This is a genomic window from Mycobacterium sp. SM1 (genome assembly GCF_018361265.1).
Lineage (GTDB): Bacteria > Actinomycetota > Actinomycetes > Mycobacteriales > Mycobacteriaceae > Mycobacterium.
In genome coordinates this window covers 203,435-229,294 of record NZ_JAFLNH010000002.1, presented here as the reverse complement: position 1 = coordinate 229,294, position 25,860 = coordinate 203,435, and the positions used below count along the sequence as shown (strand labels likewise).

Sequence of the window (25,860 nt, the reverse complement as noted above, 5' to 3'; positions counted from 1 at the left end):
CTCTTTCTCGCTTTCGTGCGGTCGGCTAGGCCGGTGTCCCGAACAGGTCGATCTGCTTGCTGCCCGGCGCGAGGGTGACGATGGCGCGTTTGGTGCTCTTGCGCTTGCCGTATCCGGTCCTGGTGCGCTTGCGTTTGCCCGGCCGGTTCGCGGTGTTCACCGACGCGACCTTGACGGAGAAGATCTTCTCCACAGCGATTTTGATCTGCGTCTTGTTGGAGTCGGGATGCACCAGGAAGGTGTACACGTTGTCGTCGATCAGCCCATAGGACTTCTCGGAGATGACCGGAGCCAGGATGATGTCGCGCGGGTCGGTGAGGGTCGCCATCAAGCCGAAACCTCCTGCGGCTGCTGGGTGTTCGCGTTGATGTACGTGTTGAGCGCCTCGACGGAAAACACCACATCATCGGAGCGCAGCACGTCATAGGTGTTGAGCTGGTCCGGTGCCAGCACGTGCACACCCGGCAGGTTGCGCACGCTCTTCGCCCCCGTCACGTCACTGCGCCCGATGACAACCAGCACGCGCTTACGGTCGGTCAGGGTGCTCAGAAACGCCTTGGCGCTCTTAGTCGACGGGGTCTGGCCCGACACCAGTTCGGTGACCGCGTGGATGCGGCCATTGCGCGCGCGGTCCGACAAAGCGCCGCGCAGCGCGGCGGCGATCATCTTCTTCGGAGTGCGCTGGCTGTAATCACGCGGCTTGGGGCCGTGCACCACTCCGCCTCCGGTGAATTGCGGGGCCCGCGTCGAACCCTGCCGGGCCCGGCCGGTGCCCTTCTGCCGGTAGGGCTTGCGGCCACCGCCGCGTACCTCGCCGCGAGTCTTGGTCGAGTGCGTGCCCTGGCGGGCCGCCGCCAGCTGCGCGGTGACCACCTGGTGCATCAGCGGGATGTTTGCCGGCGCGTCGAACAGCTCCGCCGGCAGCACGACGGTGCCTTCGACCGTGCCGTGCGGTGTCTTGACGTCGATCGTTAGCGTCTTCTCCCCCTGGGCAGCCACTACGTATCACCTCGCTTGATCGCGCTGCGGACCATGACCAGTCCTCCCCTGCGGCCGGGCACCGCACCCTTGATCAGCAGCACACCGTTTTCGACATCGACCTTGTGCACCACCAGGTTCTGCGCAGTCACCCGGTCGTTGCCCATGCGGCCGGCCATCCGGGTGCCCTTGAACACCCGAGCCGGGGTAGCGCAGCCGCCGATGGACCCCGGCCGGCGGTGCACCGCCTGGGCGCCGTGGCTGGCGCCCTGCCCGCGGAACCCGTGCCGCTTCATGGTTCCGGCGAAACCCTTGCCCTTGGACGTGCCGGTCACATCGACATAGCTGCCGTCGGTGAAGATCGCGGCCGTCAGCTCCTGGCCCACCTGGTATTCGGCCGCCGCGGCCGGGTCGTCGAGTCGCAGTTCGGCCAAATGCCGGCGTGGGTTGACACCGGCGGCCGCGTACTGACCGGCCAGCGGCTTGTTGACCTTGCGGGGGCTGATCTCCCCGTAGGCCAGCTGCACGGCGCTGTATCCGTCGCGCTCCGGGGTGCGGATGCGGGTCACCACGTTCGGGCCGGCCTTCACCACCGTCACCGGCACAACCCGGTTGTTCTCATCGAACACCTGCGTCATGCCCAGCTTGGTGCCCAGGATGCCTTTTCGTGCCATCGGTCCGGATCTCCTACTGGATGTTGACGTCGACGCTGGCCGGCAGATCGATACGCATCAGCGCGTCCACCGTCTTGGGTGTCGGATCGAGGATGTCGATCAGCCGCTTGTGGGTGCGCATCTCGAAGTGCTCCCGCGAGTCCTTGTACTTATGCGGGGAGCGGATGACGCAGTAGACGTTTTTTTCGGTCGGCAACGGCACCGGGCCGACCACGCTGGCGCCCGTGCGGACGACGGTCTCCACGATCTTGCGCGCTGAGGCGTCGATCGCCTCATGGTCGTAGGCTTTAAGCCTGATGCGGATCTTTTGTCCCGCCACGCTTCGCTACCTCACTCCCCGCTCGGGGTCCCTATGGGTCCGACTCCGGTGTCCAACGCGGCGCCGGTCGATCTGGGTCGATCCAGCGCGTTGGACGCTGCGCCGCTGTTTACCTGTCCTGGTGCACCGGTCCCGCGATCGGGCGCGTCGCCGGCACACAGCCTGGTCGGCGGCTGAAAGGTGTCGCGCTCCGAAGAGGGGGCCGCACGCGCCCGTACGGACGCCGGTCGGTTGCCCGGCCAGGCGCGAACCCGGCGCAAGGCAACCTGAACAGTATGCCCTAGAACATGGTATCGGCCAAATCCCGGCCGGTTGACCCCAGCAGCCCCGAAACCCGGCGGGTGCCCGCAGATTCCGCCCGATCCTGGGGGAGGCGGGGCTGGGCCGCCGTCGCCTCGGGCTTTAGCGCCGCCTTGCCGTGGACCATCGGCTCGGCCCGCGGGTCGGCCGTCACCGCTTCCCTTTCAGGGCCGCCCAGAGCACACACTGGTGCGACTGCGCGAAGTCGGTGATGACCCGGCTGCCGTCGGGACGCAACGACATCCAGGCACTGTGGTTGGGATCGCCGCCGAGCGCGGGCCAAGCCGGCTCGCCGGGCGCGTCCGGGGCGCCGGTGGTCACGAATCGGCTCCAGTAGCTGATCATCTGATCGGACAGCTGGCGCCGCGCGGGATCCAGCGAGGAGGACTCCCCGGCGTTGAACAGGTAGCGCAGCTCCAGCGAGTGGCTGGCGCCGATCGGGAAAGGCGCCTGGCGGAGTGGCTTGGGCGCGGGAGCGTCGCGGTCGTCGAACTCGTAGCCATAGACCGGCGCCCCGCGGCGCAGCCCGGCCGCCATCCGATCGGCCGGGCACGCGAAGACACCGTCGGTCACCGCGGCGGAATAGGCGAGCGAGACATCCCCGCCGTAGCGCTCCGGCGGATAATGCGCCAGCACGGCCCGCCCGCCCGCGCCGAAAACGTCTGCGAGCATGCGGGGATACTCTTCGGACGCCACGGCCCGGCCCAACCGCAAATATCGCAGCGCCGCGAACATGGTGAACTCGTCACGGTTGATGCCGATCAGCACCGGAACTTTGGCCGCGCGACCCGAGACGAGGGCGGCCACCGGGTCGACCGGCAGCGTTGTCGTCCCGGTCACCGGACCGGACAACGAGTCGGAGTCTCCGATGCGCGCATACCACGGCGGGCGGGCCAGCGCCGCAGCCGGAAGAGCCCGCAGACACTGCGCGGCCACGACTAAATCGGGGCAGCCCACCGAGGCGGCGTAGTCCACGCTGAGGCGCTGCGCGGTGGCGAGGTCGGCCTGCGCCTGACACGGGCCGCTCTGGATGATCGCGGCGTGGAAAAGTCCCGCCGACCCGGGCGCCACGAGATGGTCGCATACCGACATGGCGCCGGCGGATTCGCCGGCCACGGTGACCTTGGCCGGATCACCCCCGAAGCTGGCGATGTTGTCACGGACCCAGCGCAGCGCGGCCTGCTGATCGGCCAGCCCGTAGTTGCCCACCTCGCCCGCCGGGCCGAGCGCGGGGTGCGCCAAAAATCCGAGGGCGCCCAGCCGGTAGTTGATGGTCACCACGACAATGTGGCCGCGGGCCGCCAGCGACCGCGCGTTATAGAGGTCTCCGCTGCCGTTGACGAAGCCCCCGCCGTGAATCCACACCATCACCGGGCGCTGGCCGCCCCCGGCCGCCGGTGTCCACACGTTGAGGGTGAGGCAGTCCTCACTGGCCGGTCTGGCGCCGTGCTCGCGGGTGTTTCCCTGGATGCACTGGGGGCCGGGCTTGCTGGCGTCCCGCATCCCGGGCCACGGCGGCGCCGGCCGCGGCGGCTGCCAACGCAGCGCCCCCACCGGCGGCGCCGCATAGGGAATACCCTGAAACAGCCGATAATCCGCGGCGACCCGACCGCGCAGTAAGCCCGAGGAGACGCGCACCACCCCGGCATCCGCCGGGTGCGCATCGGCCGCCCGCGGCGGTTGCGGTACCGCGCGGACACCACCTCCGCAACCCACGGTCAACGCCGCCGCCGCCATCAGCGCAACGGCGCGCCGTCCGTGGCGGCCTGGGCGGCGAGGCGATCCGACCGGCATAAAACCTGAGCCTAAGGGCAAGCGGCTCGACGCGGGCCGCCTAAGCACCCACCGATTCGGTGCCGGTTGCGCTGACCGTCTTGCGCTGGCGGCGCTGCACGTGCAAGAAACCGTCCACCGCCGCGCGCGCGCACTCCCGATAGTCGAAGTCAGGCAAGGTGGAAAGCCGGCCCACCACCAGTGGGCCGATCAGCAGCGCGATCGCGCGGGCACGGTCGATCTCACCCAGCTCGGCCGCCTCCGGGCTGTCGAAAATAGCGTCGAACGGCGCCGCGTACTGCTGGGCAATGCGTTCCCGCAGCGTGGTTATGGCCGTCGTGTCCGCGCCCTCGTCGTGACGACCCGGTGGCATCTGCTCTAGGTTGGGCCCCAGCGCCAGCCAAGACATTGCGGTCAGCATGCCAGGGGCCTCGGCGATCAAGTCGGCTTGGGCCTGCACCAGCGCGATCAACCGGTCGCGCAGCGAGCCCTGCGTCGGCGGCATCGGCGCCGGTGGCAGCAGGCTGCTGAACGCCGCCGCCAGCAACTCTTTCGCGCTGGGGAAGTGGCGGTACAGCGTGGCGCGGGCGACGTTGGCCGCACGAGTGACCGCGTCGACGGTCACCGCGCCCGGACCGCCCTGCCGCAGCAACGACGTCGCCGCATCGACTAGCCGGGCACGCGATATGGCCGGCCGCGGGTCGGCGCGTCGTGGAGTGGTCATCTGTCCGCCCTTTCTCGAACTGCAAGCCTCGCTACAAGGCCGACGGTCTGCAATCTCGGCTACCCGTAGCCACCGGCGGGCGTCGTCCGACACAGCGAGCATGTCCTTCGCACGCAGCCTACCGATTCTCCCGTCACCATACGGGCCACGCGGGGATCGGCCGCTCGACGCCGGCCGCGGTGTCACGGCACGCCGATTTTGCTCAACGAACGAACTCCGCCGCCCGATGGCCGAGCATCACGATCGTGGCATGCGGCCCGCGGCTGGTGATCCTGGGCAGAATCGAGCCGTCGATCACCCACAGGCCGTCGATGCCGTGCACCCGGCAGCACTGGTCGACCACGGCACCCTGCTCGGGTGCCGCTCCCATTGGCGCGCTGCCGCACAAGTGCTGCGACGTCGACCACACCGGCGATCCTATCACCGTTGCCGCACCGGCTAATTCACGAGCTAATTCGGTTCCGCGGCAAAGCGCCGCGACATCCTCGGGCGCGCTGTCGTAGCGGTGCTCGATGCGTGGCGGCACCCCCGGGTCAGGCGAGATCAGCGTGACGCGTCCCCGCGCCCGCGGCCGCATGAGCGCCACCCCGATATGCGGCCAGTCCCGATGCCCGGCGGTACCGTTGCCCGTCATGACGACGAAGCCACCCGTGTACGGCCTGATCTCGAGACCATCCGCGGTGCTTAGCATCACTTCCAGGACCGGTCTGCCCTCCGCCACCGCCCAGCTCGTCGGCGACACCCATTCCGGGTGGTCACTGCATGCCATTCCCACCGCCAACGGCACGACCACCGGCACCCCGGCGGCACGCAGCATGGACTCGTCACCGATTCCGGAAAGCATCAGCAGATGCGCCGACTCAATCGCGCCGGCGCACAGCACGATGCGGTCCGCGGTGACGGTTATCGGGCCGTCGGCGCCGACAGCGTCGACACCGGTGGCACGCGTGCCCGAGAAACGCAATCGCACCGCGCGAGTCTGCGTGTGCAGCATCAGATTGGGGCGTCGTAGCGCGGGCATCAGATAGGCCGCCCCCGAGCCGGTTCGCACACCGTCGACGATGTTCAGCGGGATCGCGCCCACACCCGCTGGCATCGTAGGCCCCACATCGTTCAGGTCATCGATCCAGCCGAACCCGGCCCTCTCTGCAGCAGATATGAAAGACGCTGTGCTGCCTACGAATTCGTCAGTACGGTGCACGGGTATCGGACCGTCGCGGCCATGGGCGGCGCCGTCGAAATCGAGGTCTGTTTCGATCGCCCGAAAGTGCTCCAGCACCTCCGGCCATGCCCAGCCGGGAGCCCAGCCGAAGTCGCCCGGCAGGCCGCGGCAGAAATAGCCGCCGTTGACCGCGCCACAGCCGCCCACCGTCGTGCCGCGCACGATGGGCACGTAGTGCGCCGGCCGGACCGTGAGCTGCGTGAGGTAGCGCCGCACCAGCGGGCTGGCGGCGCCGATCGGCAGCTGCAACCCGTTGGCGGTTTTCGCCAGCAATGCGGGATCGGTGAGACCGGGGCCCGTTTCCAGCACCCTGACCGTGCAGCTAGGGTCGGCAGAAAGGCGCTCGGCCACAACAGATCCAGCGCTACCGGCACCGATGATCAACACATCGCTGTGCGTCGCGGGCGTGCTCAAGGCAGCGGTCAGGCCCGAATCCGCGGTACCAGCGGGCCGAGGTTGCGCTCCCGCGCGACACCCCACCACACACCGGCGCCGTAGGCCAGGTCATCAAGGCGTTTGAGCGCCAGGTAGGACACCAAGCCGATCGGGGGGGTCTCTGCGGCGAGGGCCGCCCGGCGGTTAGCCCAGTCCACCGCGCCGTCGACGATGGCCGCGACGACGACGGCTCGCCGGCAGCGGCGGGACACGATGGCCGCGAGCAACGCCACCGGCCAATAGTGCCGGCAAATCGCCGACGCCAGTTGCAGCGTCGCTGACGATAAGCCGGCGGCGGCAACGGCCGCCACATCACAGAGCTTGGTGTCGACACCGCGCATTGCGGCCACGACTCGGCGGCCCGTCAGGGCGGCGACGGCCAGTGAGGCCAGATAGCCGACGCCCGAGCCGAAGGCCGCCACGATCCAGATGGTCAGTGCCCAGCCGGAGATCACCAGGGGCGCCGGCTTGCCCGGGTGCCGCGCCGATAGCGCTGCCGCGGCACCACCATAAAGTGCCTTGCGCGCAAGCCAGTCCGGTAACCGTGTGCGATGGTCGTGTGCCACCAGAGCGATCGGCTCGTAGCGCAGCCGGGCGCCCGCGTCGACCAGCCGCCAGCACAGGTCGACGTCCTCGCCGGATCGTAAGGTCTCGTCGAACCCGCCGATGCCACGCAGCGCCGAGGTACGGCCAATGATCGCGACGCCGGGAACATGCCGCACCGGGCCGTAGGGGCTGACCGGGGCCTCGTGGCGGCCGAGATCCAGCGACGAGCCCACCGCCTCGTAACGCGCGACCAGATGATCGCTTTGGGCCAGGCTGACGATGCGTGGTGCCACCAGTGCGACGGTGGGATCACAGAAATGCCCGAGCAACGCCTCTAGCCATCCGCGGTGCGGCACCACATCGGAATCCAGAAAAGCGACGAAATCGGTGCTACAAACGGCTAATCCGGTATTGCGTGCGGCTGCGCGTCCTTTGCTGCAGCAATGATGCAGCACTTCGATGTCGCAGTTCGCGCCGGGGAAGTCGTCCGGTGTTACCGGCCGCGACGAGTTGTCGTCGACAACGATGACCCGGAGTCCCCGGAGCGTCGCGACCAAACGCCGCAACCCGAACGCATTGTCCCGCACTGGGATTACCACAGTAACATCACGATGTGAGGGCCCACCCGCCGGCCGCGGGTGCGCCACCGTCGCATCCAGCAGGGTGCGGGCCAACTCGGCGCTGACCGCGTCACGCACGTTCAGCCGGCCGTCTGCGAGCATGCCTCGGGCCAGCGGGGCCAACGGCAACACCCTGGTGGGAGCGCCCCCGAGCAGGGTGGAGCCGTGCCCGAGCACACGAACGCGCCGGTCGACTTGCACGGCAAACCCGTTGGGCAGTCGGCTCTGGGTCATGTCAGCATCCCATCCGGCCCGGGCTGCCAGCGGGAAACCCGGCGCGCACAGCCCTCGACCATCTCGGCGAAGATCCGTTGTCCCTCAGCCGCGGTCGCCGTCGTGGGATCCCCCAAGACGCCGACGTCGGTGACCGCGGCAACGCCACCACGCCGCATCGCGGGCAACAGGTCGCGCAACGGTGCCCCGTTGCCCGCGCGCCACCGGTCGGTGAGCACATCGGCAGGCGAAATATGCAGCACCACCGACGTTTCGGTGTGCCCGGCGTGGGCGTCCGCGCCCACCGTGGTGCACGGGCACCAGCCGACGTCGCGGCCTTCCGATCGCAGCCGCCGCACCGCGCGACCCAATGCCGTCACATTGCCGCCGTGGCCGTTGACGAAGACCAGCCGCTGCGCCCAGCAGGTCGCCGAACGGGCGTACTCTACCAGCAGCATGCGCAGCGCCTCGGTGCCGATCGAGATCGTTCCGGCGAAGCTTTGGTGCTCGCCACTGTCGCCGTAGGCGATGGCCGGTGCCACCAGCCACCGCGGCGGCGATTCGCCGGGGAACCGCTCGCCGGCAAGGCGGTCGGCGACGGCGCGGGCGACCGCCGTCGCTATCCGGGTGTCGGTGTCCAGCGGCAGATGAGGGCCGTGCTGTTCGGTGGCCCCCACCGGAGCCACCACGACCACCGAAGACCCGCCGCGCAGCTGGCTCCACGTCGCGCTCCCGAGGTCCGCGGCCACAGTCACCCGCCGATAGTAAGCCGAATTTGGCTGGCGTGTATCGGTTGTTGGATCTTCCGGCCGATTTTTCCGCCCCGGCCATTGCCACGGCGCAACCGGAACATCCGCCACCTGCGTATCAGATTCGGCCGGGCTGTGCCGCCGGCGGCGGGTGTCTCGGGCCGGGTTAGACGGGGCTTTCGCTGCAAAGGCGTGCGGGCGGGCGCGGCGACAGCCTCAGCGGCACCGGCCCGCCGGCCCGCCCTGCATGGGAGTGATCGCTGCCCGGGCGCGGCTTGACGCGCTGGTGGGCCAGCGCCGCCGCGGCGTAGCCCTGCACGCATTCGGGGTCCGGGCCGTCCACAGGCAAACCGGTGAAGAATTTCGCCGCCATGCACCCGCCGCGGCAGCTGTCGTAATGCCCGCAGCTGCCGCAAGCGCCCGCGGACTGAGGCGCACGCAGCTCGCGAAACAGCGGAGCGTTCTTCCACACGCTGTCAAAGCCGCCGTCCGTCAGCACGTTTCCCGCGAGAAACCGCTCGTGGATGGCGAACGGACAGGCGTACACGTCGCCCACCGGGTCGATCAGGCACACCACCCGTCCGGCTCCGCACATGTTCAGCCCGGCCAGCGCCCCCGGCGCACCGAGCCCCGAGAGATGAAAGAACGAATCACCGGTGAGCACCCGCTCACCCTTGGCGACCAGCCAATCGTAGAGCTGAACCTGCTGCTCGGCGGTCGGGTGCAACTCGTCCCAGACATCTGCCCCGCGTCCCGACGGTCGCAGCCGGGTGATGCGCAGCGTCGCGCCGTAACGAGTCGCCAGTGCCGCGAAGTCGTCGAGCTGATCGATGTTGTGGCGGGTCGCGACCACGGAGATCTTGGCGTCGGAAAAGCCCGCCGCCGCGAGGTTCTCCAGCGCGCGCGTCGCCATGGCGAACGACCCCGCCCCGCGGATCGCGTCGTTGACCTCGGCGGTCGCGCCGTCGAGCGAGACCTGAACGTCCACGTAGTCGCTGGCGGCCAACCGCGCCGCCACCACCGGGGTGATCCGAAGCCCGTTGGTGGAGAACTTCACCCCGACGTGGTGCGCGGTCGCATAGTCCACCAGCTCCCAAAAGTCCGGCCGCACAGTGGGTTCTCCGCCACCGATGTTCACGTAGAACACCTGCATGCGTTCCAGCTCATCGATGACGGCCTGGCACTGCGCGGTGGAGAGCTCACGCGGATCGCGTTTGCCCGAAGACGACAAGCAGTGCACGCACGCCAGATTGCATGCGTATGTCAGCTCCCAGGTCAGGCAAATGGGCGCGTCTAGCCCGTGCTCGAACTGATCGACAAGGCGCGGCGCGGCTGATGTCATGACTGATCCCCGGGGTTCTGGGGCACCACCATCGTCGAGTCGGCCAGCACGCCCAGCGCGTGCAGGTACGGCCCCTGCCGGCGGTCATCGACCCCGGCGGCGCGGCACGCGGACCTGGCGTCGGGATGGTCGGCCAGCGATCGCACCACCGCGACGATGATGCGATCTTTCAGAAACGACAGCTTGCGGGTGCCGAAGTGATATAGCAGGGCGCCAAACGGTTCCGGCCGCAACGCCACCTGCGGATGCAACCGCCACCCCCGATCGGGGTCGAACCCGCCCAGCGACGACGCGTGCCCGGGCACGGTCAGTAGACCCCGCACATCCCGTCGATGGACACCTCCTCGACCAGCGTCTCGGTGACAAGCTGGGCGTCGGCGTCGGTCTGGTGCTCGGGGTCGGCCTGCCGGTGCATAAAGATGCCTTTCCTCAAGGGTCGACACGGTGCGGTCGACGCGGTCAGAATCGTCGTCAGAATATGGCATCGAGTGCAGAAATGGAAGGGCGGGTCATGCTGCCTGAGTCCCGGGCGGGCCGACGCCGCTTGACGACACCGCACCACATCGCCGACGCCGCCATCGGCTTGTTCGCTGCGCACGGGTTTGATCAGGTCAGCGTCGACGACATCGCGAAGGCCGCCGAGATCGGGCGGCGTACGTTGTTCCGCTACTACCCGTCCAAATATGCCATTCCCTGGGGGGATTTCGACGCGCACCTGCAGCGCTTGCGGAATCTGCTCGACCTGGTCGATCCGCAGGTTCCGCTGGGCGCGGCGTTGCGCGCAGCGTTGTTGGCGTTCAATACTTTTGACGAATCGGAGACCGTCCGGCATCGACAGCGCATGCGGGTCATCCTGCAGACCGCAGAGCTGCAAGCCTATTCGATGACGATGTATGCCGGGTGGCGCGGGGTGATCGCGGGGTTCGTAGCCCGCCGCCTGGGTATCAAGGCCACGGACCTGATACCGCAGACCATCGCGTGGACAATGCTTGGAAGCGCGCTGGCGGCCTACGAGCATTGGCTGGAGGACGAATCCGTCTCGTTGCTCGAGGCACTCGGCGAGGCGTTCGACCTCATTCGCGACGGAATCGACACGCTGGACCGCTAAGTGCGAGCAAGGATCTGATTGCAGAACGAACATCTGCGATGTCACATAGCGCCACACCATGGCGTGCCCTCACATCGCCGCGGGTTTGCTTCAGGTTAGCCCGCGACGCGAAGCGGCGCCCACCTGGTAGATGAGCGCCGCGTCGTCCGCTCGTTTTGGAGCCGGATTACTTGATGATCTTGGTGACCCGGCCCGCGCCCACGGTGCGGCCGCCTTCGCGAATGGCGAAGCGCAAACCCTCCTCCATCGCGACCGGCTGGATCAGCTTGACCTTGATATTAGTGTTGTCACCAGGCATCACCATCTCGGTGCCCTCCGGCAGCGTCACCACACCGGTCACGTCGGTGGTGCGGAAATAAAACTGCGGACGGTAATTGGTGAAAAACGGCGTATGCCGCCCGCCCTCGTCCTTCGAGAGGATGTAGACCTGCCCCTCGAACTCGGTGTGCGGCGTGGTTGTGCCGGGCTTGGTAACCACCTGGCCGCGCTCCACCTCCTCGCGCTTCACACCGCGCAGCAGCAGCCCGACGTTGTCGCCGGCCTGCCCCTGGTCAAGCAGCTTGCGAAACATCTCCACCCCGGTGACGGTGGTCTTCATCGTGGACGGACGGATGCCGACGATTTCGACTTCCTCGTTGACGTTGATCACGCCGCGCTCGATGCGGCCGGTGACCACGGTGCCACGGCCGGTGATCGTAAAGACGTCTTCGACGGGCATCAGGAACGGCTTGTCGGTCTCCCGGACCGGGTCGGGAATCGACTCGTCAACCGCTTGCATCAGCTCTTCGATACTTGCCACCCACTTCGGGTCGCCCTCGAGCGCCTTGAGTGCGGAGACCCGCACCACCGGGGCCTCCTCGTCGAACTCCTGGGCGGCGAGCAGTTCCCGCACTTCCATCTCGACAAGCTCGAGCAGCTCCTCGTCCTCGACCATGTCGGCCTTGTTCAGCGCGACCAAAATGTAGGGGACACCAACTTGACGCGCCAGCAGCACGTGCTCGCGGGTCTGCGGCATCGGGCCGTCGTTGGCCGCGACCACCAGGATCGCGCCATCCATCTGGGCGGCGCCGGTGATCATGTTCTTGATGTAGTCGGCGTGGCCGGGGGCGTCGACGTGCGCGTAGTGCCGCTTCTCGGTCTGGTACTCCACATGCGCGATGTTGATGGTGATACCGCGCTGGCGCTCCTCGGGTGCGTTGTCGATCTGCTCGAACGCCTTGACCTCGTTCACATCGGGGAATTTGTCGTGCAGAACCTTGGTGATGGCCGCGGTCAGCGTCGTCTTGCCGTGGTCGATGTGACCGATGGTCCCGATGTTAACGTGCGGCTTCGTGCGCTGAAACTTCGCCTTCGCCACTTTGGTGTCCTCCTGGACTTGTTGGTGCTTGGTTAAAGCAGTGTTGATGTTTCCGTTGTGCGGCGCCCGCTGCACTACAGTAACCGGGAAAGGCTACTCTCCAGCGCCCGGGGACGGTGCCCGGCTCCTTACTCACTCACCGGTCGCCTTCGCGATGATTTCCCTGGAAATCTGCGCCGGGACTTCCGCGTAAGAGTCGAACAGCATGGAGTAGTTCGCCCGGCCCTGCGTCTTGGACCGCAAGTCACCGACGTAGCCGAACATCTCCGACAGCGGCACAAGCGCCCTCACCACACGCGCCCCCCCGCGCTCCTCCATGGCCTGGATCTGACCCCGGCGGGAGTTCAGGTCGCCGATCACATCGCCCATGTACTCCTCCGGTGTAATGACCTCGACAGCCATGATCGGCTCGAGGATCACCGGCTGAGCTTGCGCCACAGCTTTTTTCAGGGCCTGCGAGCCCGCGATCTTAAAGGCCATCTCGGAGGAGTCGACCTCGTGGTACCCGCCGTCTTCCAGGGTGACTTTCAGGTTCACCAGGGGATAGCCGGCCAGCACACCGTACTGCATGGCGTCCTGCGCGCCAGCGTCCACCGCCGGGATGAACTCGCGTGGGATATGCCCACCGGTGACCTTGTTCTCAAACTCGTAGGTTGCGCCGTCTTCGCCGGTGAACGGTTCGACGCTGATGATGACCTTCGCATACTGGCCCGAGCCTCCGGTCTGTTTCTTGTGGACGTACTCGACGTGCTCCACCTTGCGGCGGATGGTCTCCTTGTACGCCACCTGCGGCTTGCCGACGTTGGCCTCGACCTTGAACTCGCGGCGCATGCGGTCCACCAAGATGTCCAGGTGCAGCTCACCCATGCCGCCGATCACGGTTTGGCCGGTCTCGGGGTCTTGGTGCACCTTGAAGGTCGGGTCTTCCTCGGCGAGCTTCTGGATCGCTCCGGAAAGCTTCTCCTGGTCACTCTTGGTCTTCGGCTCGATGGCCACCTCGATGACCGGGGCGGGGAATGTCATCGACTCGAGCACGATCTGATTGTTCGGGTCGCAAAGCGTGTCACCGGTGGTGGTGTCCTTGAGGCCGATCACCGCGTAAATGTGGCCCGCCGAGGCGTACTCGACCGGGTTTTCTTTGTTGGAGTGCATCTGGAACAGCTTGCCCAGCCGCTCCTTTTTGCCCTTGGTCGCGTTGATCACCTGGCTACCGGAGTCCACCCTGCCCGAGTAGACGCGGATATAGGTCAGCTTGCCGAAAAACGGGTGGGTAGCGATCTTGAACGCCAGTGCCGCGAACGGCTCTTCGGTTGTCGCGTGCCGCACGACCTCGATGTCCTCGTGGCCGGGCGCGTGCCCGATCGCGGGCGGCAGGTCCAGCGGGGAGGGCAGGTAGTCGACGACCGCGTCCAGCATCGGCTGCACCCCTTTGTTCTTGAACGCGCTGCCGCACAGCACCGGGGTGATCTCGATGGCAATGGTGAGCCTGCGGATCGCGGCCTTGATCTCGTCGACCGTGATCTCTTCCCCGCCGACGTATTTCTCCAGCAGGTGCTCGTCGGACTCGGCGACGATTTCCAGCAGCTTGCCGCGGTATTCCTCGGCCGTCTCGGCCAGCTCGGCCGGAATGTCGATGACGTCGTAGCGCTCGCCGAGTTTGGTTTCGCCGCGCCAGACCTTGGCGTTCATCTCGACCAGGTCGATGACGCCTTCGAACTCGCTTTCGGATCCGATCGGCAGCTGAATGGGCACCGCGCGGGCGCCGAGGCGCTCCTCCATCGTCTTGACCGAGTAGTAGAAGTCGGCCCCGACCTTGTCCATCTTGTTGACAAAGCAGATCCGCGGCACGTGGTAGCGGTCGGCCTGCCGCCACACCTGCTCGGACTGCGGCTCAACGCCCTCTTTGCCGTCAAAAACCGCGACCGCGCCGTCAAGCACCCGCAGGTTGCGCTCCACCTCGACGGTGAAATCGACGTGTCCGGGGGTGTCGATGATGTTGAGCTGGTGGCCCTTCCAGAACGTCGTGGTGGCCGCGGAGGTGATGGTGATACCGCGCTCCTGTTCCTGCTCCATCCAGTCCATGGTGGCGGCGCCGTCGTGCACCTCACCGATCTTGTAGGTGATGCCGGTGTAGTAGAGGATCCGTTCGGTGGTCGTCGTCTTACCGGCATCGATGTGCGCCATGATGCCGAAATTGCGGACCTTGCTCAGGTCGGTCAGCACGTCCTTCTGTGCCACAGAAGCCTTCCCACTCTTTCGCTTACCCGATTAACTGTCGTTCGCTCTTCTTTCGCCTTCGGCCACGCTGCCGAACAATCGCCGCCAAGCGGCTCCAATGCTGGCGATTCTCACCAGCGATAATGCGCAAAGGCGCGGTTCGCCTCGGCCATCTTGTGGGTGTCCTCGCGCCGCTTGACGGAGGCCCCGAGGCCGTTGCTGGCATCGAGGATTTCGTTTGCCAGACGCTCGACCATGGTCTTCTCCCGACGCTGGCGCGAATAGCTGACCAGCCAGCGCAACGCCAGTGTGGTGGAGCGGTCCGGGCGTACCTCGACGGGCACCTGATAGGTCGCGCCCCCGACACGCCGGCTTCGCACTTCCAGTGCGGGCCTGACATTGTCCAGCGCGCGCTTAAGCGTGATCACCGGATCGGTACCAGTCTTTTCGCGGGCCTGTTCGAGCGCACCATAAACAATGCGCTCGGCGAGCGATTTCTTCCCGCGCAGCAGGACTTTGTTCACCAGCTGGGTGACCAGCTGGGATCCGTAGACCGGATCGTTGACCAATGGCCGCTTGGGGGCCGGCCCCTTGCGCGGCATTAGCTCTTCTCCTTCTTGGCCCCGTAGCGGCTACGAGCCTGCTTGCGATTCTTGACGCCCTGGGTGTCCAGCGAGCCGCGGATGATTTTGTACCGCACACCGGGCAAGTCCTTCACCCGTCCGCCACGCACCAGCACCATCGAGTGCTCTTGCAGGTTGTGACCCTCACCTGGGATGTAGGCCGTGACCTCAACCTGGCTGGTCAGCTTCACGCGCGCGACTTTGCGAAGCGCCGAATTCGGCTTCTTCGGCGTGGTGGTGTACACCCGAGTGCACACCCCACGGCGCTGCGGGCTGCCCTTGAGAGCCGCGGTCTTGACCTTGCCGATCTTGTCGCGGCGCCCCTTGCGGACCAGCTGCTGAATGGTTGGCATCTACCGGCTTCCTGTGGTCGCGTTCTTCCTGTGTTGCTTCCTGGTGTCGCTGTTGTGGCGTTTGCCCGGTTTTACGTGTCTGTCCTGCAGTTATACCCAGTTGCGCTGCCCCGCGGCCACGTGTGTCGCATGCGCGTGCCCGGGGTCATCCCCGGTGCAGCAAGGACACGCGAATTGACCCGGCGGGCGCATCTGCCTTAACCGAGCGCCTTAGGCCGCCAGGCACGAGCTACCACAATACCCGTCGCTGGTCGAGCGGGTCAAAGCGACCACGCCGCGGTCCGGCGCCACCCGGTAGCGTAACGACGGGAGGCGCCCGCCGCGGCCCGCGCCCGCGAGGCCCAGGCCGGGCGGGCGCGGGGCGGCGCATGACCGGGCGAAGGCGGCTCGTGGCCCGGCCGATGCGCATCGGCTCTCGGGCGGATGCCAACCCCAGAAAAAAACCAGAAACCCCCCAGGAAAAAGCCCAGGAAAAGCCCATAGGAACCCCGATGAATCGAAAAACACTGCGTGCGCCCGCCAGCGGCGGCTCCCCGAGTTGGGTGACCGGGGCGCTGATCCTGACACTTGCGCTGACACCGGTGGTTCTCGGGCCGACCGGTTGCGGCGGCAAGCACAACAACCCCGCGCCTTCGACCACGAGCACGGCAAGCACGGTCGCGCAGTTCGAGGTGGGCAACATGCTCAACTACGGGTCGGTGGGCACGACCGCCGAGCTTGACTGTGCCGACGGCAAATCGCTGAACGTGGGCGGCGGCAACAACACCCTCACGGTCAAGGGCACCTGCTCGTCGGTCACCATCGCCGGGATGGACAACAAGATCACGATTGACAAAGTCGACAAGCAGCTGACGGTCACCGGGATCAATAACACCGTCACCTATAAGGCCGGCGCACCGAAGGTCGACAACCTCGGCTCGGGCAACACGATCAACGGGAGCTGATCTCGGGTCGATCCGGCGCGCCGTGGCGGCCCGCGCCGGCCGAAAATCGGCTCGCGCCTTCCATGGCTTCGGCGGCGACCCGGGAGATGCTGGCGAATTCGACGTCAAGCGCCTCGGCTTCGGTCTGTCCCCACTGCCGCAGCGCCGACAGCCGATCCGATCGCAGGCACTGCTGCGGCAGCGACGCCAACTGGGTTGCCAGCTCCTCGGCGGCCTGGCGGGCCTGCCCTTTGGGCACGACACGGTTGGCCAAACCGATCGCCAACGCTTCCCCAGCCGCGACGGCACGCCCGGTCAGGATCATGTCCATCGCCCGACTGTGCCCGATCAGCCGCGGCAGCCGGACGGTGCCGCCGTCGATGAGCGGCACGCCCCAGCGCCGACAGAACACCCCGAACACGGCATCTTCCTCGGCTATCCGCAGATCACACCACAACGCCAGCTCCAGGCCTCCGGCGACCGCGTAACCACTGACCGCGGCGATCACCGGTTTGGACAGCATCATCCGCGTCGGCCCCATCGGACCCGGGCCCGTGCGATGCACGGCGTTAGCCTCTGCTGTGCCGAAGGCCTTCAAATCTGCGCCGGCGCAAAAGGTTCCGCCCTCACCCCATAGCACCGCCACCGAGGCGGTGTCGTCACGGTCGAATTGCTCGAACGCCGCGTACAGTGCGGCCGCCGTGGGGCCGTTGACCGCGTTTCGCACCTCGGGCCGGTTGAGGATCACCGTGGTGACCGGACCACGGCGCTCTACCCGCACCACATCGGTCATCTCACCTCCACCAGTTGGGTGCCATCGCGCCGTTTCGCCAATTCGGCGGCGAAGTCGTGGTAGGCGGCGCGCAGCTGCGCGCCCGGCCAGTCGGCGGGCAGCAGTTCCGCCGGCAGCATCGGGTCGGTCAACAGGTGGCGGACCATGCCCGCCGCCACCACGAAACGCCCGGGGATGTCAGCGGCGGCGGCCATCTCGTCGAGCAGCCGGCACCCGTTTCGGCGCCACGCCACCAGGTCCCACAGTTGCGCGGCCAGCGCTGCCGGCGCGCGGTCGCGGGCCTGCAAGATGCGCATCCGCGCCCGGATGTCGGTGTCCAGGTCGAGGTCGAGATTGTTCGGGCGCATCCACACCCCTTCGCGTAATTCACCGAAACGCTTGCCGCGCAAAGTCGTCCGCAGCATCGCACGGGTGCGCGCGTCATGGCCCACGCTGGTGATGATCAGTGTGGTCCAGTCTCCGCGCCAGGGCCGCACCCGCATGTTGATCACCTCATCCTGGCGGCGCTGGCGGGCCAGCAGCCGGTCGGAGAGCTGGTAGCCATCGGCCGAGCGGATCAGGTCGCCGGCGCCGACCATCCTGGTCAGCGCGACCCGCAGAGTCGTCTCCTTGATGCCGAAATCTGCGGTGAGCCTTATTAATTCGCTGGCACTCGCCCAAGCTGGGTGGGCGCCTAGCAACACCGACAGCACTACCGATCGCGCCGTCATGCGCGCCAACGTTGTCGGCATGCCTAGACCCCGGAGGCTTGACGGCCGTAGTCGCCGAATGGTTCGTCGCGATGACGCACCGCTTCCCGGAACCCGTTCTTGACCGCATCGGCAACGAAGGCATGCCCTTCGGGAGTGTGCCGGGCGAGCCCGTCGAACACCGTGCCGATCACCCTGCTGGTCGCCACGCCCTGCTGCAGCAAGGCGGTGTTCAGTGCGAGCTTGACCATAATCAGCTGGTTCACCGGAACCGCGGCGATGCGGGCCACCAGGCGCTCGGTGCGCTCGTCGAGGTCGTCGGGATCTGGTGCCTCCACCGCCAGCCCCCACTTAGCGGCTTGCGCGCCGGTGATGCAATCCCCGGTCAGCAGCAGGCGCTTAGCGCGCTGGTCGCCCAGCCGGTGCGCCCACAGGCCCGCGGCCGGCACCCCCCACACCCGCGTTGGCGGGTAGCCGATCTTGGCGTCGGCGGCGGCGATCACCTGATCGGCGTGCAATGCGATATCGGTGCCGCCGGCCACGCAGTAGCCGTGGATCTTGACCACCGTCGGCTTGTCGGCGTGCATCAGGGCCGAAAAGCCGCGGACGAAGCGGCTCATCATCTGGTAGTCGATCATCGGATCCCACGGCTGATTCGGCAGGTGGTTAATCGCCTGGGTCTTGCCCTCGAGCACGGTGCCCCGGTATGCATCTCCGCCGCCGGCGGGTGACGACCCCTCGGCGTAGGCGGACAAGTCGAAACCCGCGCAGAATCCGTCGCCGCGCCCGGACACCAGGATGACGTGCACCTTGGGGTCCAGATCGGCGCGTTCGACCAGCGCCGACAGCTCCAGCGGCGTATCGGCGACGATGGCGTTGCCCGTCTCCGGCCGGTTAAACGTGATCCGCGCAACCCGGTCGGTGACCTCATAGGTCATCGTCTTGAGGTTGTCGAAGTCAACCGGCCTGATCGCGTGGGTCACCCTTTCACCAGAGCCCGCTCGAGGATGGGTTCGAGATCCAGCCCGGTGGGCAGGGTGCCGAACGCGCCGCCCCACTGCCCGCCGAGCCGGGTGGCTAAAAACGCCTCGGCCACGGCGGGATGCCCATGGCGCACCAGCAGCGCCCCCTGCAGCGCCAGGCAGATGTCCTCGGCAACCCTGCGGGCGCGATAGGCGATGGTATCCGTGTCACCGAGTTGGCCCTTAAGCTGCGTGACGTGGGCGTCCAGCCGGAGATCCTGCCCGGCGCTAAGGGCCAGCTCAGCGAACAGCACCTCGACGCATTCGGGGCGAGTTGCCATGGCGCGCAACGTGTCCAGCGCGCTAATGTTACCTGAGCCCTCCCAGATGCCCATCAGTGGCGCCTCCCGGTACAGCCGTGGCATCCCGGAGTCTTCGACATAGCCGTTGCCGCCCAGGCATTCCAACGCCTCCGCGGCATGCGGCGTCGCGCGTTTGCACACCCAGTATTTGCTCGCGGCCAGCCCGATACGGCGCAGCAGCGCCTCCGTGTCGTCGCCGCGGACGGCGTTGTCGGTGGCTCCGGCCATCCGCATCGCCACGATAGTGGCCGCCTCGGCCTCCACCGCCAGGTCAGCCAGCACATTGCGCATCAACGGTTGGTCGATTAGATAGGCGCCGAACGCTTTTCGATGTTGGGCGTGATGGATGGCCTGGGCCAGGCCGGTGCGCATGCTGGTCGCACTGGCCAGGGTGCAGTCCAGCCGCGTCAGGTTGACCATCTCGATGATGGTCGGCACACCGCGGCCCTCCTCCCCGACCAGCCACGCGGTGGCGCCGTCATACTCGACCTCGGCCGAGGCGTTGGCGTGATTGCCCAGTTTGTCCTTCAGGCGCTGCAAAAACATCCGGTTGCGGGTGCCGTCGGGCAGCACCCGGGGCAGAAAGAAGCACGACAGCCCGCCCGGGGCCTGCGCGAGCACCAGGAAGATGTCACACATCGGCGCCGAGGTGAACCACTTGTGCCCGGTGAGCGAATAGCTGCCGTCGGCGTTGCGGGTTGCCCGGGTGGTGTTGGCACGCACGTCGGAGCCCCCCTGTTTCTCAGTCATCGACATGCCCGCGGTGATACCGGCCTTTGTCGTCGGCACCACCAGCTCCGGGTCGTAGCTGCGGCTCGTCAGCAGCGGCTCGTACACCCTCGCCAGCTCCCGGTTGTGCCGCAGTGCCGGCACCACCGCATAGGTCATCGAAATCGGGCACATGTGACCGGGCTCGACGTTCCACACCGAGGTTTTCGCGGCCCGCACCACGTGCGCGCCCGGGCGCCCATCGGCCCAGGGTGCGGCGTGCAGGCCGTGGGCGATGGCGGTGCGCATCAGCTCGTGATACGCCGGGTCGTATTCCACCTCGTCGATACGATGCCCGTAGCGGTCATGGGTGCGCAAAATGGGCCGGTTGCGGTCGGCAAGCTCGCCCCATCGCCGAGCCTGCCCGGAGGCGGCGACCGTGCCCAACTCGGTCAGTTCGTCCAGGCCCCATTGCCCACCCTCGCGGACCACGGCCTCCACAAGCACCGGCGAGGAGGCGGGGTTGTGGTTCTCCAGGGGCGGAACCTGGTTGGCGACGACATGGGTATCGGGCATACGTGAACTATTACATTTTTCCGACAGTTGCACAAGATACGTAACGCTTAACGGGGGTGGGCGGCGAAGAACCCCCACAGCTGGTTATCCGGCGAGGTGTGAGCGCAGGAAGGCGATGTCGTCTCTGCGACCCTCGTCGGGGGTCTCGCAGATGACGGGTGCGGCCGCCGCTTTGACGACCGCGACCAGCAGCTGCGGGTCGATCCGCCCGACACCGATGTTGGCGTGGCGGTCTGCGCCCGAGCCCGCCGCATCCCGTGAGTCATTGCAGTGCACCAGGTCGACGCGGCCGGTGATCGCCCTGATGCGATCGACCGCGTCGGCCAGCGGCTCGCCCGCCGCCCAGGCATGGCAGGTGTCCAGGCAAAAGCCGATGCCGGTGTCGCCGATGTGGTCCCAGAGCCGGGCGATGGTGTCGAAGTGGCGGGCCATTGCATGGTCGCCGCCCGCGGTGTTCTCCAGATACACCGGAACGTCGGTGTCGAGCCGCTCCATCGCCTTCCGCCAGCGCTCACAGCCCGCCCGGATGTCGTCGTCGTCAGCATGACCACCGTGCACAATCACCGCGGTGGCCGCTATGTCCGCCGCGGCGTCGCAGGTGTCCTGGAGCATCTTGCGGGACGGGATCCGCACGCGATTGTTGGCCGACGCGAGGTTGATCAGATAGGGGGCGTGCACATATACCGACACCGAGGATTCCCGCAACCGGGCGGCGTCGTCGCGGCGCTTGGGTTTTTTCCAACTCTGCGGGTTACCCAGAAAGATCTGCACGACGTCGGCGCCCTCGGCCTGCGCCGCGGCGAGCGGATCCCGCGGGCTGACATGCGAACCGATGAGCACGTCGGCCAGTGTAGTGGGTCACCCGTTCGGCGAGCAGTCGCAAAAGTCCCCAATTCGGGGGTGGAACTGGGGCTTTTGTGCCTGCTCCGCCCGTCAGGCGAGGCCGCGACAGGTGGGCGCGCCTCGCTCTCCATTGGCGACTCCGCGCGACCGTCGGCGTAGCCGACCAGTTCTCGGACCTTGCGATGCCGCGGCGGCCCCTTTTGTTCGCGGATTGCGGCGTGCAATTCCCCTGGAGCACAAGCGCCGACCGCCTTCACGAGCCTGGCCAGACGCTTGCGAGAGATCACCGTCGGCAGCTCGGCGGTGGTCACCGGCCCATCAGCAGGCACACGCGAAGCATGGGCGCGCCACCCGGTATCGGCTAGCCACCGCGGCACCGGCTGTGGATAACGGCGCGCCCAGCGGACGCAAACGCCCCCGACACGCCGGGTGCGCGGGGCGTTTGCGTCTGCTCGCGGTAGTTAGCGGTAGTCGTTGTAGCCGTAGTCGTCCAGCGGAACCGCCGCACCGGTGCCCTGGCCAAAGCCCGGGCTATAGTACTGATCCTCGTAGGACGGTATCGTGTACGCCGCCGCCCGCGCCTCCTCGGTGGGCTGCACCTGGATGTTGCGGTAGCGGGAAATGCCGGTGCCGGCCGGGATCAGCTTGCCGATGATCACGTTCTCCTTCAGACCAGTGAGCCGGTCGCTGCGGCGGTTGATCGCCGCGTCGGTCAGCACGCGGGTGGTCTCCTGGAACGACGCCGCCGACAGCCACGAGTCGGTGGCCAGCGACGCCTTCGTGATACCCATCAGCACGGGGCGACCGGCGGCGGGCTCGCCACCTTCAGCCACCACCCGACGGTTCTCGGCTTCGAACTCCGCCCGATCGATCAGCGAGCCGGGCAGAAACTCCGTCGAGCCGGAGTCGATGATGGTCACCCGGCGCAGCATCTGGCGGACGATCACCTCGATGTGCTTGTCGTGGATCGACACCCCCTGGGCGCGGTAGACGTCCTGGACTTCTCGCACCAGGTGGATCTGCACCTCACGGGGGCCCTGCACCCGCAACACCTCGTGTGGGTCGGCGGAGCCTTCCATCAACTGCTGGCCCACCTCGATGTGGTCGCCGTCGGCCAGCACTCGTTCGGTGCCGTCCTCATGCTTGAACACCCGCAGCCGTTGGCGCTTGGAGAGCTTGTCGTAGACCACTTCCTCGCCCCCGTCGTCGGGCACGATCGTGATCTTGTAGAACTTGTCGCCCTCCTCGATCCGGACCCGCCCGCTGACCTCCGCGATCGGCGCCCTGCCCCGCGGCACCCGGGCCTCGAACAGCTCCTGCACCCGCGGCAAACCACTGACGATGTCCTCGCCGACACCACCCTGGTGGAAGGTCCGCATGGTCAGCTGGGTGCCCGGCTCACCGATGGACTGCGCGGCCACGATCCCGACGGCCTCGCCGATGTCAACCAGCTTGCCGGTGGCCATGGACCGCCCGTAGCAGGTGGCGCAGACGCCCATGCTGGTGGCGCACGTCAACACCGAGCGCACCTTCACCTCGGTGATGCCCGCCGCCAGCAGCGCCTCGATCTCCGGGTCGCCGAGGTCCTGGCCGCGCGCGACGATGACGTTGCCGTCCTTGTCGAGCACGTCGGCGCCCAGCGTGCGGGCGTACGCCGAGGTTTCGAGGTAGGGATCGCGAACCAACGTGCCGTCGGGCTGGCGTTCGGCCAACGCGACGACAATGCCGCGCTCGGTGCCGCAATCACCCTCGCGGACGATGACGTCTTGGCTCACGTCCACCAGACGCCGGGTCAGATAACCCGAGTCCGCGGTCCGTAATGCGGTGTCCGCCAAACCCTTCCGCGCGCCGTGGCTGTTGATGAAGTACTCCAGCACCGTCAGGCCCTCGCGGAACGAGGACTTGATCGGCCGCGGGATGAATTCGCCCTTGGGGTTGGTCACCAGACCCTTCATCCCCGCCAGGGTGCGGGTCTGGGTGAAGTTCCCGGTAGCTCCCGACTCGACGATCATGATGATCGGGTTGTCGTCGGGGTACCGCTCCCGCAGCCGCTGGCCGACCTCGTCGGTGGCCTCCTTCCAGATCTCCACCAGCGCCTCGTTACGTTCGTCGCGGTTCAAAGCGCCGCGCTGGAACTGCTTTTCGACCTTGTCGGCCCGTTCCTCGTAGGCGTCGAGGATCTGCTGCTTGCCGGGCACCACCAGCACATCGGCCATCGACACGGTGACACCCGAACGGGTGGCCCAGTAAAAACCGGCGTCCTTGAGCTTGTCCACCGTTTGCGCGACCACGATCATGGGATAACGCTCGGCCAGGTCGTTGATGATGGTCGCCTGCGCTTTTTTGTGCATCTGCTCGTTGACGAATGGGTACCCCACCGGCAGCAACTCGTTGAACATCACCCGGCCCAGCGTGGTCTCGGCCATCCAGGCATCGCCGGGGCGCCAGCCATTTTCGCCAAACAGCTCGGCCTCGATCTCGGCCGGCGGGCGCTGCTGAGAAAGCCGCACCTTGATCCTGGCCCGCACGCTCAACGCGCCACGGTCCATCGCCATGATGGCCTCCGCCGGGGAGCTGTAGACACCGCGCTCCGGTGAGTCCTTGGTGGCTGGCCGGTATTCACCGACGTCGCCGGGAACTTCGGTGGTCAGGTAGTACAGCCCGGTCACCATGTCCAGCCGCGGCATCGCCAGCGGACGCCCCGATGCCGGGGACAAGATGTTGTTGGAGGACAACATCAATATTCGGGCCTCGGCCTGCGCCTCGGCGGATAGCGGCAAATGCACCGCCATCTGATCGCCGTCGAAGTCGGCGTTGAACGCCTCGCACACCAGCGGGTGCAGCTGGATCGCCTTGCCTTCCACCAGCATTGGCTCAAACGCCTGGATACCCAGCCGGTGCAGGGTGGGGGCGCGATTCAGTAGCACCGGATGCTCGGCGATGACCTCTTCGAGCACGTCCCATACCTGCGGACGCTGGCGCTCCACCATTCGCTTGGCGCTCTTGATGTTCTGCGCGTGGTTGAGGTCGACCAGCCGCTTCATCACGAACGGCTTGAACAGCTCCAGCGCCATCAGCTTGGGCAAACCGCACTGGTGCAACTTGAGTTGCGGGCCCACCACGATGACCGAACGCCCCGAGTAGTCGACACGCTTACCGAGCAGGTTCTGGCGGAACCGCCCCTGCTTGCCTTTGAGCAGATCGGAAAGCGACTTCAGCGGCCGGTTGCCCGGCCCGGTGACCGGACGGCCGCGGCGGCCGTTGTCGAACAGCGCATCCACCGACTCCTGCAGCATGCGCTTCTCGTTGTTGACGATGATCTCGGGCGCGCCAAGGTCGATCAGCCTCTTGAGCCGGTTGTTGCGGTTGATCACGCGCCGGTAGAGGTCGTTGAGGTCGCTGGTGGCGAACCGGCCGCCGTCGAGCTGCACCATCGGGCGCAGCTCCGGCGGGATCACCGGCACCGCGTCGAGCACCATCCCCAGCGGGGAGTTCCCCGACTGCTGAAATGCCGCCACCACCTTCAACCGCTTCAGGGCACGGATCTTCTTTTGCCCCTTGCCGTTTCGGATGATCTCGCGCAGCGCCTCGGCCTCGGCGTCGATGTCGAAGTTCTGAATGAGCTTTTGGATCGCCTCCGCTCCCATGGAGCCGGTGAAGTACTCGCCGTAGCGGTCGACCAGCTCGCGGTAGAGATTCTCGTCGACGATCAGCTGCTTGGGGGCCAGCTTGATGAAGGTGTTCCAGATCTCCTCCAGCCGGTCCAGCTCACGCTGCGCGCGGTCGCGGATCTGGCGCATCTCCCGCTCCCCGCCGTCACGCACCTTGCGCCGCACGTCGGCCTTGGCGCCCTCGGCCTCCAGCTCGGCCAGGTCGGCCTCCAGCTTCTGCGCGCGCGCCTCCAGCTCGGCGTCGCGCTGATCCTCGATGGCCTTGCGCTCCACGGCCATCTCGGCCTCGAGCGTCGAGAGCTCGTTGTGCCGCAGCTCCTCGTCAACCTCGGTGATCACGTACGCCGCGAAGTAGATGATCTTCTCGAGATCCTTCGGAGCCAGATCTAGCAGGTAGCCCAGCCGGCTCGGCACACCCTTGAAATACCAGATGTGGGTGACCGGCGCGGCCAGCTCGATGTGGCCCATCCGCTCCCGTCGCACCTTGGCGCGGGTCACCTCGACACCGCAGCGCTCACAGATGATGCCCTTGAACCGCACCCGCTTGTACTTGCCGCAGTAGCACTCCCAGTCGCGTGTCGGCCCGAAGATCTTCTCGCAGAACAGGCCGTCCTTTTCCGGCTTTAGGGTGCGATAGTTGATGGTCTCCGGCTTTTTGACCTCGCCGTACGACCATCTCCGGATGTCGTCGGCGGTGGCCAGGCCGATGCGGAGCTCATCGAAGAAGTTGACGTCGAGCACGTAACTCCCTTTCCCCTTGCGGGACTAGTGACGATTAAG

Annotated in this window: 25 protein-coding genes; 2 read left to right on the top strand and 23 right to left on the bottom strand. The window is 67.0% G+C overall.

What is annotated here, in order from left to right; genetic code table 11:
- Nucleotides 1-25 precede the first annotated feature (25 nt).
- The 13 genes from rplW to mftA form a co-directional block, all read right to left on the bottom strand.
- The gene (gene rplW, locus MSM1_RS10745; RefSeq protein ID WP_213442064.1) at nucleotides 26-328 is read right to left on the bottom strand and encodes a 50S ribosomal protein L23; all 303 of its coding nucleotides are present in this window, start codon (nucleotides 326-328) and stop codon (nucleotides 26-28) included.
- Nucleotides 328-999 carry a 50S ribosomal protein L4 gene (rplD, locus tag MSM1_RS10740; protein ID WP_213442062.1) on the bottom strand — a complete coding sequence of 224 codons (672 nt, stop codon included), beginning with the start codon at nucleotides 997-999 and terminating at the stop codon, nucleotides 328-330. The genes rplW and rplD overlap by 1 nt, the downstream gene beginning before the upstream one ends.
- Nucleotides 999-1,652: a 50S ribosomal protein L3 gene (rplC, locus tag MSM1_RS10735; RefSeq protein ID WP_213442060.1), complete on the bottom strand. Its 654-nt coding sequence runs from the start codon at nucleotides 1,650-1,652 to the stop codon at nucleotides 999-1,001. Before rplC ends, rplD begins: the two co-directional genes overlap by 1 nt.
- A 13-nt stretch (nucleotides 1,653-1,665) precedes the next feature.
- On the bottom strand, nucleotides 1,666-1,971 hold the full coding sequence (rpsJ, locus tag MSM1_RS10730) for a 30S ribosomal protein S10 (protein ID WP_003873519.1): 306 nt from the start codon (nucleotides 1,969-1,971) through the stop codon (nucleotides 1,666-1,668).
- Nucleotides 1,972-2,251: 280 nt separating this feature from the next.
- Entirely contained in the window at nucleotides 2,252-2,425 is a 174-nt protein-coding gene (locus tag MSM1_RS10725; protein ID WP_213442059.1) for a hypothetical protein, read from the bottom strand.
- A complete protein-coding gene (locus tag MSM1_RS10720) occupies nucleotides 2,422-4,065 on the bottom strand; it encodes a carboxylesterase/lipase family protein (protein WP_213442057.1) in 1,644 nt (547 codons plus the stop codon). The genes MSM1_RS10725 and MSM1_RS10720 overlap by 4 nt, the downstream gene beginning before the upstream one ends.
- 40 nt (nucleotides 4,066-4,105) lie before the next feature.
- Nucleotides 4,106-4,768, bottom strand: a complete 663-nt coding sequence (locus tag MSM1_RS10715; protein WP_213442055.1) for a TetR/AcrR family transcriptional regulator — start codon at nucleotides 4,766-4,768, stop codon at nucleotides 4,106-4,108.
- Nucleotides 4,769-4,970: 202 nt separating this feature from the next.
- Entirely contained in the window at nucleotides 4,971-6,416 is a 1,446-nt protein-coding gene (gene mftG, locus MSM1_RS10710; protein ID WP_374101716.1) for a mycofactocin system GMC family oxidoreductase MftG, read from the bottom strand.
- The gene (gene mftF, locus MSM1_RS10705; RefSeq protein WP_213442051.1) at nucleotides 6,413-7,825 is read right to left on the bottom strand and encodes a mycofactocin biosynthesis glycosyltransferase MftF; all 1,413 of its coding nucleotides are present in this window, start codon (nucleotides 7,823-7,825) and stop codon (nucleotides 6,413-6,415) included. The genes mftG and mftF overlap by 4 nt, the downstream gene beginning before the upstream one ends.
- The gene (mftE, locus tag MSM1_RS10700) at nucleotides 7,822-8,559 is read right to left on the bottom strand and encodes a mycofactocin biosynthesis peptidyl-dipeptidase MftE (RefSeq protein WP_307857357.1); all 738 of its coding nucleotides are present in this window, start codon (nucleotides 8,557-8,559) and stop codon (nucleotides 7,822-7,824) included. The genes mftF and mftE overlap by 4 nt, the downstream gene beginning before the upstream one ends.
- Before the next feature lie 160 nt (nucleotides 8,560-8,719).
- A complete protein-coding gene (gene mftC / locus MSM1_RS10695; RefSeq protein ID WP_213442046.1) occupies nucleotides 8,720-9,895 on the bottom strand; it encodes a mycofactocin radical SAM maturase in 1,176 nt (391 codons plus the stop codon).
- A complete protein-coding gene (mftB, locus tag MSM1_RS10690) occupies nucleotides 9,892-10,218 on the bottom strand; it encodes a mycofactocin biosynthesis chaperone MftB (RefSeq protein WP_307857356.1) in 327 nt (108 codons plus the stop codon). The genes mftC and mftB overlap by 4 nt, the downstream gene beginning before the upstream one ends.
- Nucleotides 10,203-10,310 (bottom strand): mycofactocin precursor MftA, encoded by a 108-nt coding sequence (gene mftA, locus MSM1_RS10685; RefSeq protein WP_213442851.1) that lies wholly within the window; start codon nucleotides 10,308-10,310, stop codon nucleotides 10,203-10,205. Before mftA ends, mftB begins: the two co-directional genes overlap by 16 nt.
- A gap of 96 nt (nucleotides 10,311-10,406) precedes the next feature.
- On the opposite strand from mftA, the gene mftR reads away from it, so the two are divergent.
- Nucleotides 10,407-11,003 (top strand): mycofactocin system transcriptional regulator, encoded by a 597-nt coding sequence (gene mftR, locus MSM1_RS10680; RefSeq protein WP_213442847.1) that lies wholly within the window; start codon nucleotides 10,407-10,409, stop codon nucleotides 11,001-11,003.
- 166 nt (nucleotides 11,004-11,169) lie between these two features.
- Here the strand turns inward: mftR and tuf are convergent, their stop codons facing one another.
- From tuf to rpsL, 4 genes are all read right to left on the bottom strand, one after another.
- A complete protein-coding gene (gene tuf / locus MSM1_RS10675; protein ID WP_213442044.1) occupies nucleotides 11,170-12,360 on the bottom strand; it encodes an elongation factor Tu in 1,191 nt (396 codons plus the stop codon).
- Nucleotides 12,361-12,492: 132 nt separating this feature from the next.
- Nucleotides 12,493-14,598, bottom strand: coding sequence for an elongation factor G (gene fusA / locus MSM1_RS10670; protein ID WP_213442042.1), 2,106 nt, complete (start codon nucleotides 14,596-14,598; stop codon nucleotides 12,493-12,495).
- A 110-nt stretch (nucleotides 14,599-14,708) separates the two neighbouring features.
- Nucleotides 14,709-15,179, bottom strand: coding sequence for a 30S ribosomal protein S7 (rpsG, locus tag MSM1_RS10665; RefSeq protein WP_213442039.1), 471 nt, complete (start codon nucleotides 15,177-15,179; stop codon nucleotides 14,709-14,711).
- Nucleotides 15,179-15,553: a 30S ribosomal protein S12 gene (rpsL, locus tag MSM1_RS10660; protein WP_003879423.1), complete on the bottom strand. Its 375-nt coding sequence runs from the start codon at nucleotides 15,551-15,553 to the stop codon at nucleotides 15,179-15,181. Before rpsL ends, rpsG begins: the two co-directional genes overlap by 1 nt.
- Nucleotides 15,554-16,044: 491 nt before the next feature.
- Here rpsL and MSM1_RS10655 point away from each other — a divergent pair, with 491 nt between their 5' ends.
- Nucleotides 16,045-16,497 (top strand): DUF3060 domain-containing protein, encoded by a 453-nt coding sequence (locus MSM1_RS10655; RefSeq protein WP_213442845.1) that lies wholly within the window; start codon nucleotides 16,045-16,047, stop codon nucleotides 16,495-16,497.
- On the opposite strand, the gene MSM1_RS10650 is transcribed toward MSM1_RS10655, so the two are convergent.
- From MSM1_RS10650 to MSM1_RS10625, 6 genes are all read right to left on the bottom strand, one after another.
- Complete coding sequence (locus MSM1_RS10650) at nucleotides 16,484-17,269, bottom strand: crotonase/enoyl-CoA hydratase family protein (protein ID WP_213442037.1); 786 nt, start codon at nucleotides 17,267-17,269, stop codon at nucleotides 16,484-16,486. The two genes, MSM1_RS10655 and MSM1_RS10650, sit on opposite strands and share 14 nt — an antisense overlap.
- Complete coding sequence (locus tag MSM1_RS10645) at nucleotides 17,266-17,988, bottom strand: PaaX family transcriptional regulator C-terminal domain-containing protein (protein ID WP_213442843.1); 723 nt, start codon at nucleotides 17,986-17,988, stop codon at nucleotides 17,266-17,268. The genes MSM1_RS10650 and MSM1_RS10645 overlap by 4 nt, the downstream gene beginning before the upstream one ends.
- 14 nt (nucleotides 17,989-18,002) lie before the next feature.
- On the bottom strand, nucleotides 18,003-18,941 hold the full coding sequence (locus tag MSM1_RS10640; protein ID WP_213442035.1) for a crotonase/enoyl-CoA hydratase family protein: 939 nt from the start codon (nucleotides 18,939-18,941) through the stop codon (nucleotides 18,003-18,005).
- Nucleotides 18,938-20,566: an acyl-CoA dehydrogenase family protein gene (locus MSM1_RS10635; protein WP_213442032.1), complete on the bottom strand. Its 1,629-nt coding sequence runs from the start codon at nucleotides 20,564-20,566 to the stop codon at nucleotides 18,938-18,940. Before MSM1_RS10635 ends, MSM1_RS10640 begins: the two co-directional genes overlap by 4 nt.
- An 84-nt stretch (nucleotides 20,567-20,650) precedes the next feature.
- Nucleotides 20,651-21,406 (bottom strand): deoxyribonuclease IV, encoded by a 756-nt coding sequence (locus MSM1_RS10630; RefSeq protein ID WP_213442030.1) that lies wholly within the window; start codon nucleotides 21,404-21,406, stop codon nucleotides 20,651-20,653.
- Between the two features lie 464 nt (nucleotides 21,407-21,870).
- Nucleotides 21,871-25,821, bottom strand: coding sequence for a DNA-directed RNA polymerase subunit beta' (locus tag MSM1_RS10625; protein WP_213442028.1), 3,951 nt, complete (start codon nucleotides 25,819-25,821; stop codon nucleotides 21,871-21,873).
- Nucleotides 25,822-25,860 lie beyond the last annotated feature (39 nt).

Excerpts from the sequence above, each read along its gene's own strand:
- rpsG (WP_213442039.1), bottom strand. The coding sequence starts at position 15,179 with ATGCCGCGCAAGGGGCCGGCCCCCAAGCGGCCATTGGTCAACGATCCG.
- mftR (WP_213442847.1), top strand. The coding sequence starts at position 10,407 with ATGCTGCCTGAGTCCCGGGCGGGCCGACGCCGCTTGACGACACCGCAC.
- mftC (WP_213442046.1), bottom strand. The coding sequence starts at position 9,895 with ATGACATCAGCCGCGCCGCGCCTTGTCGATCAGTTCGAGCACGGGCTA.
- rpsL (WP_003879423.1), bottom strand. The coding sequence starts at position 15,553 with ATGCCAACCATTCAGCAGCTGGTCCGCAAGGGGCGCCGCGACAAGATC.
- mftA (WP_213442851.1), bottom strand. The coding sequence starts at position 10,310 with ATGCACCGGCAGGCCGACCCCGAGCACCAGACCGACGCCGACGCCCAG.
- MSM1_RS10655 (WP_213442845.1), top strand. The coding sequence starts at position 16,045 with ATGAATCGAAAAACACTGCGTGCGCCCGCCAGCGGCGGCTCCCCGAGT.
- mftF (WP_213442051.1), bottom strand. The coding sequence starts at position 7,825 with ATGACCCAGAGCCGACTGCCCAACGGGTTTGCCGTGCAAGTCGACCGG.
- MSM1_RS10720 (WP_213442057.1), bottom strand. The coding sequence starts at position 4,065 with ATGCCGGTCGGATCGCCTCGCCGCCCAGGCCGCCACGGACGGCGCGCC.
- MSM1_RS10715 (WP_213442055.1), bottom strand. The coding sequence starts at position 4,768 with ATGACCACTCCACGACGCGCCGACCCGCGGCCGGCCATATCGCGTGCC.
- MSM1_RS10650 (WP_213442037.1), bottom strand. The coding sequence starts at position 17,269 with ATGACCGATGTGGTGCGGGTAGAGCGCCGTGGTCCGGTCACCACGGTG.
- rplC (WP_213442060.1), bottom strand. The coding sequence starts at position 1,652 with ATGGCACGAAAAGGCATCCTGGGCACCAAGCTGGGCATGACGCAGGTG.
- rplW (WP_213442064.1), bottom strand. The coding sequence starts at position 328 with ATGGCGACCCTCACCGACCCGCGCGACATCATCCTGGCTCCGGTCATC.
- MSM1_RS10635 (WP_213442032.1), bottom strand. The coding sequence starts at position 20,566 with ATGCCCGATACCCATGTCGTCGCCAACCAGGTTCCGCCCCTGGAGAAC.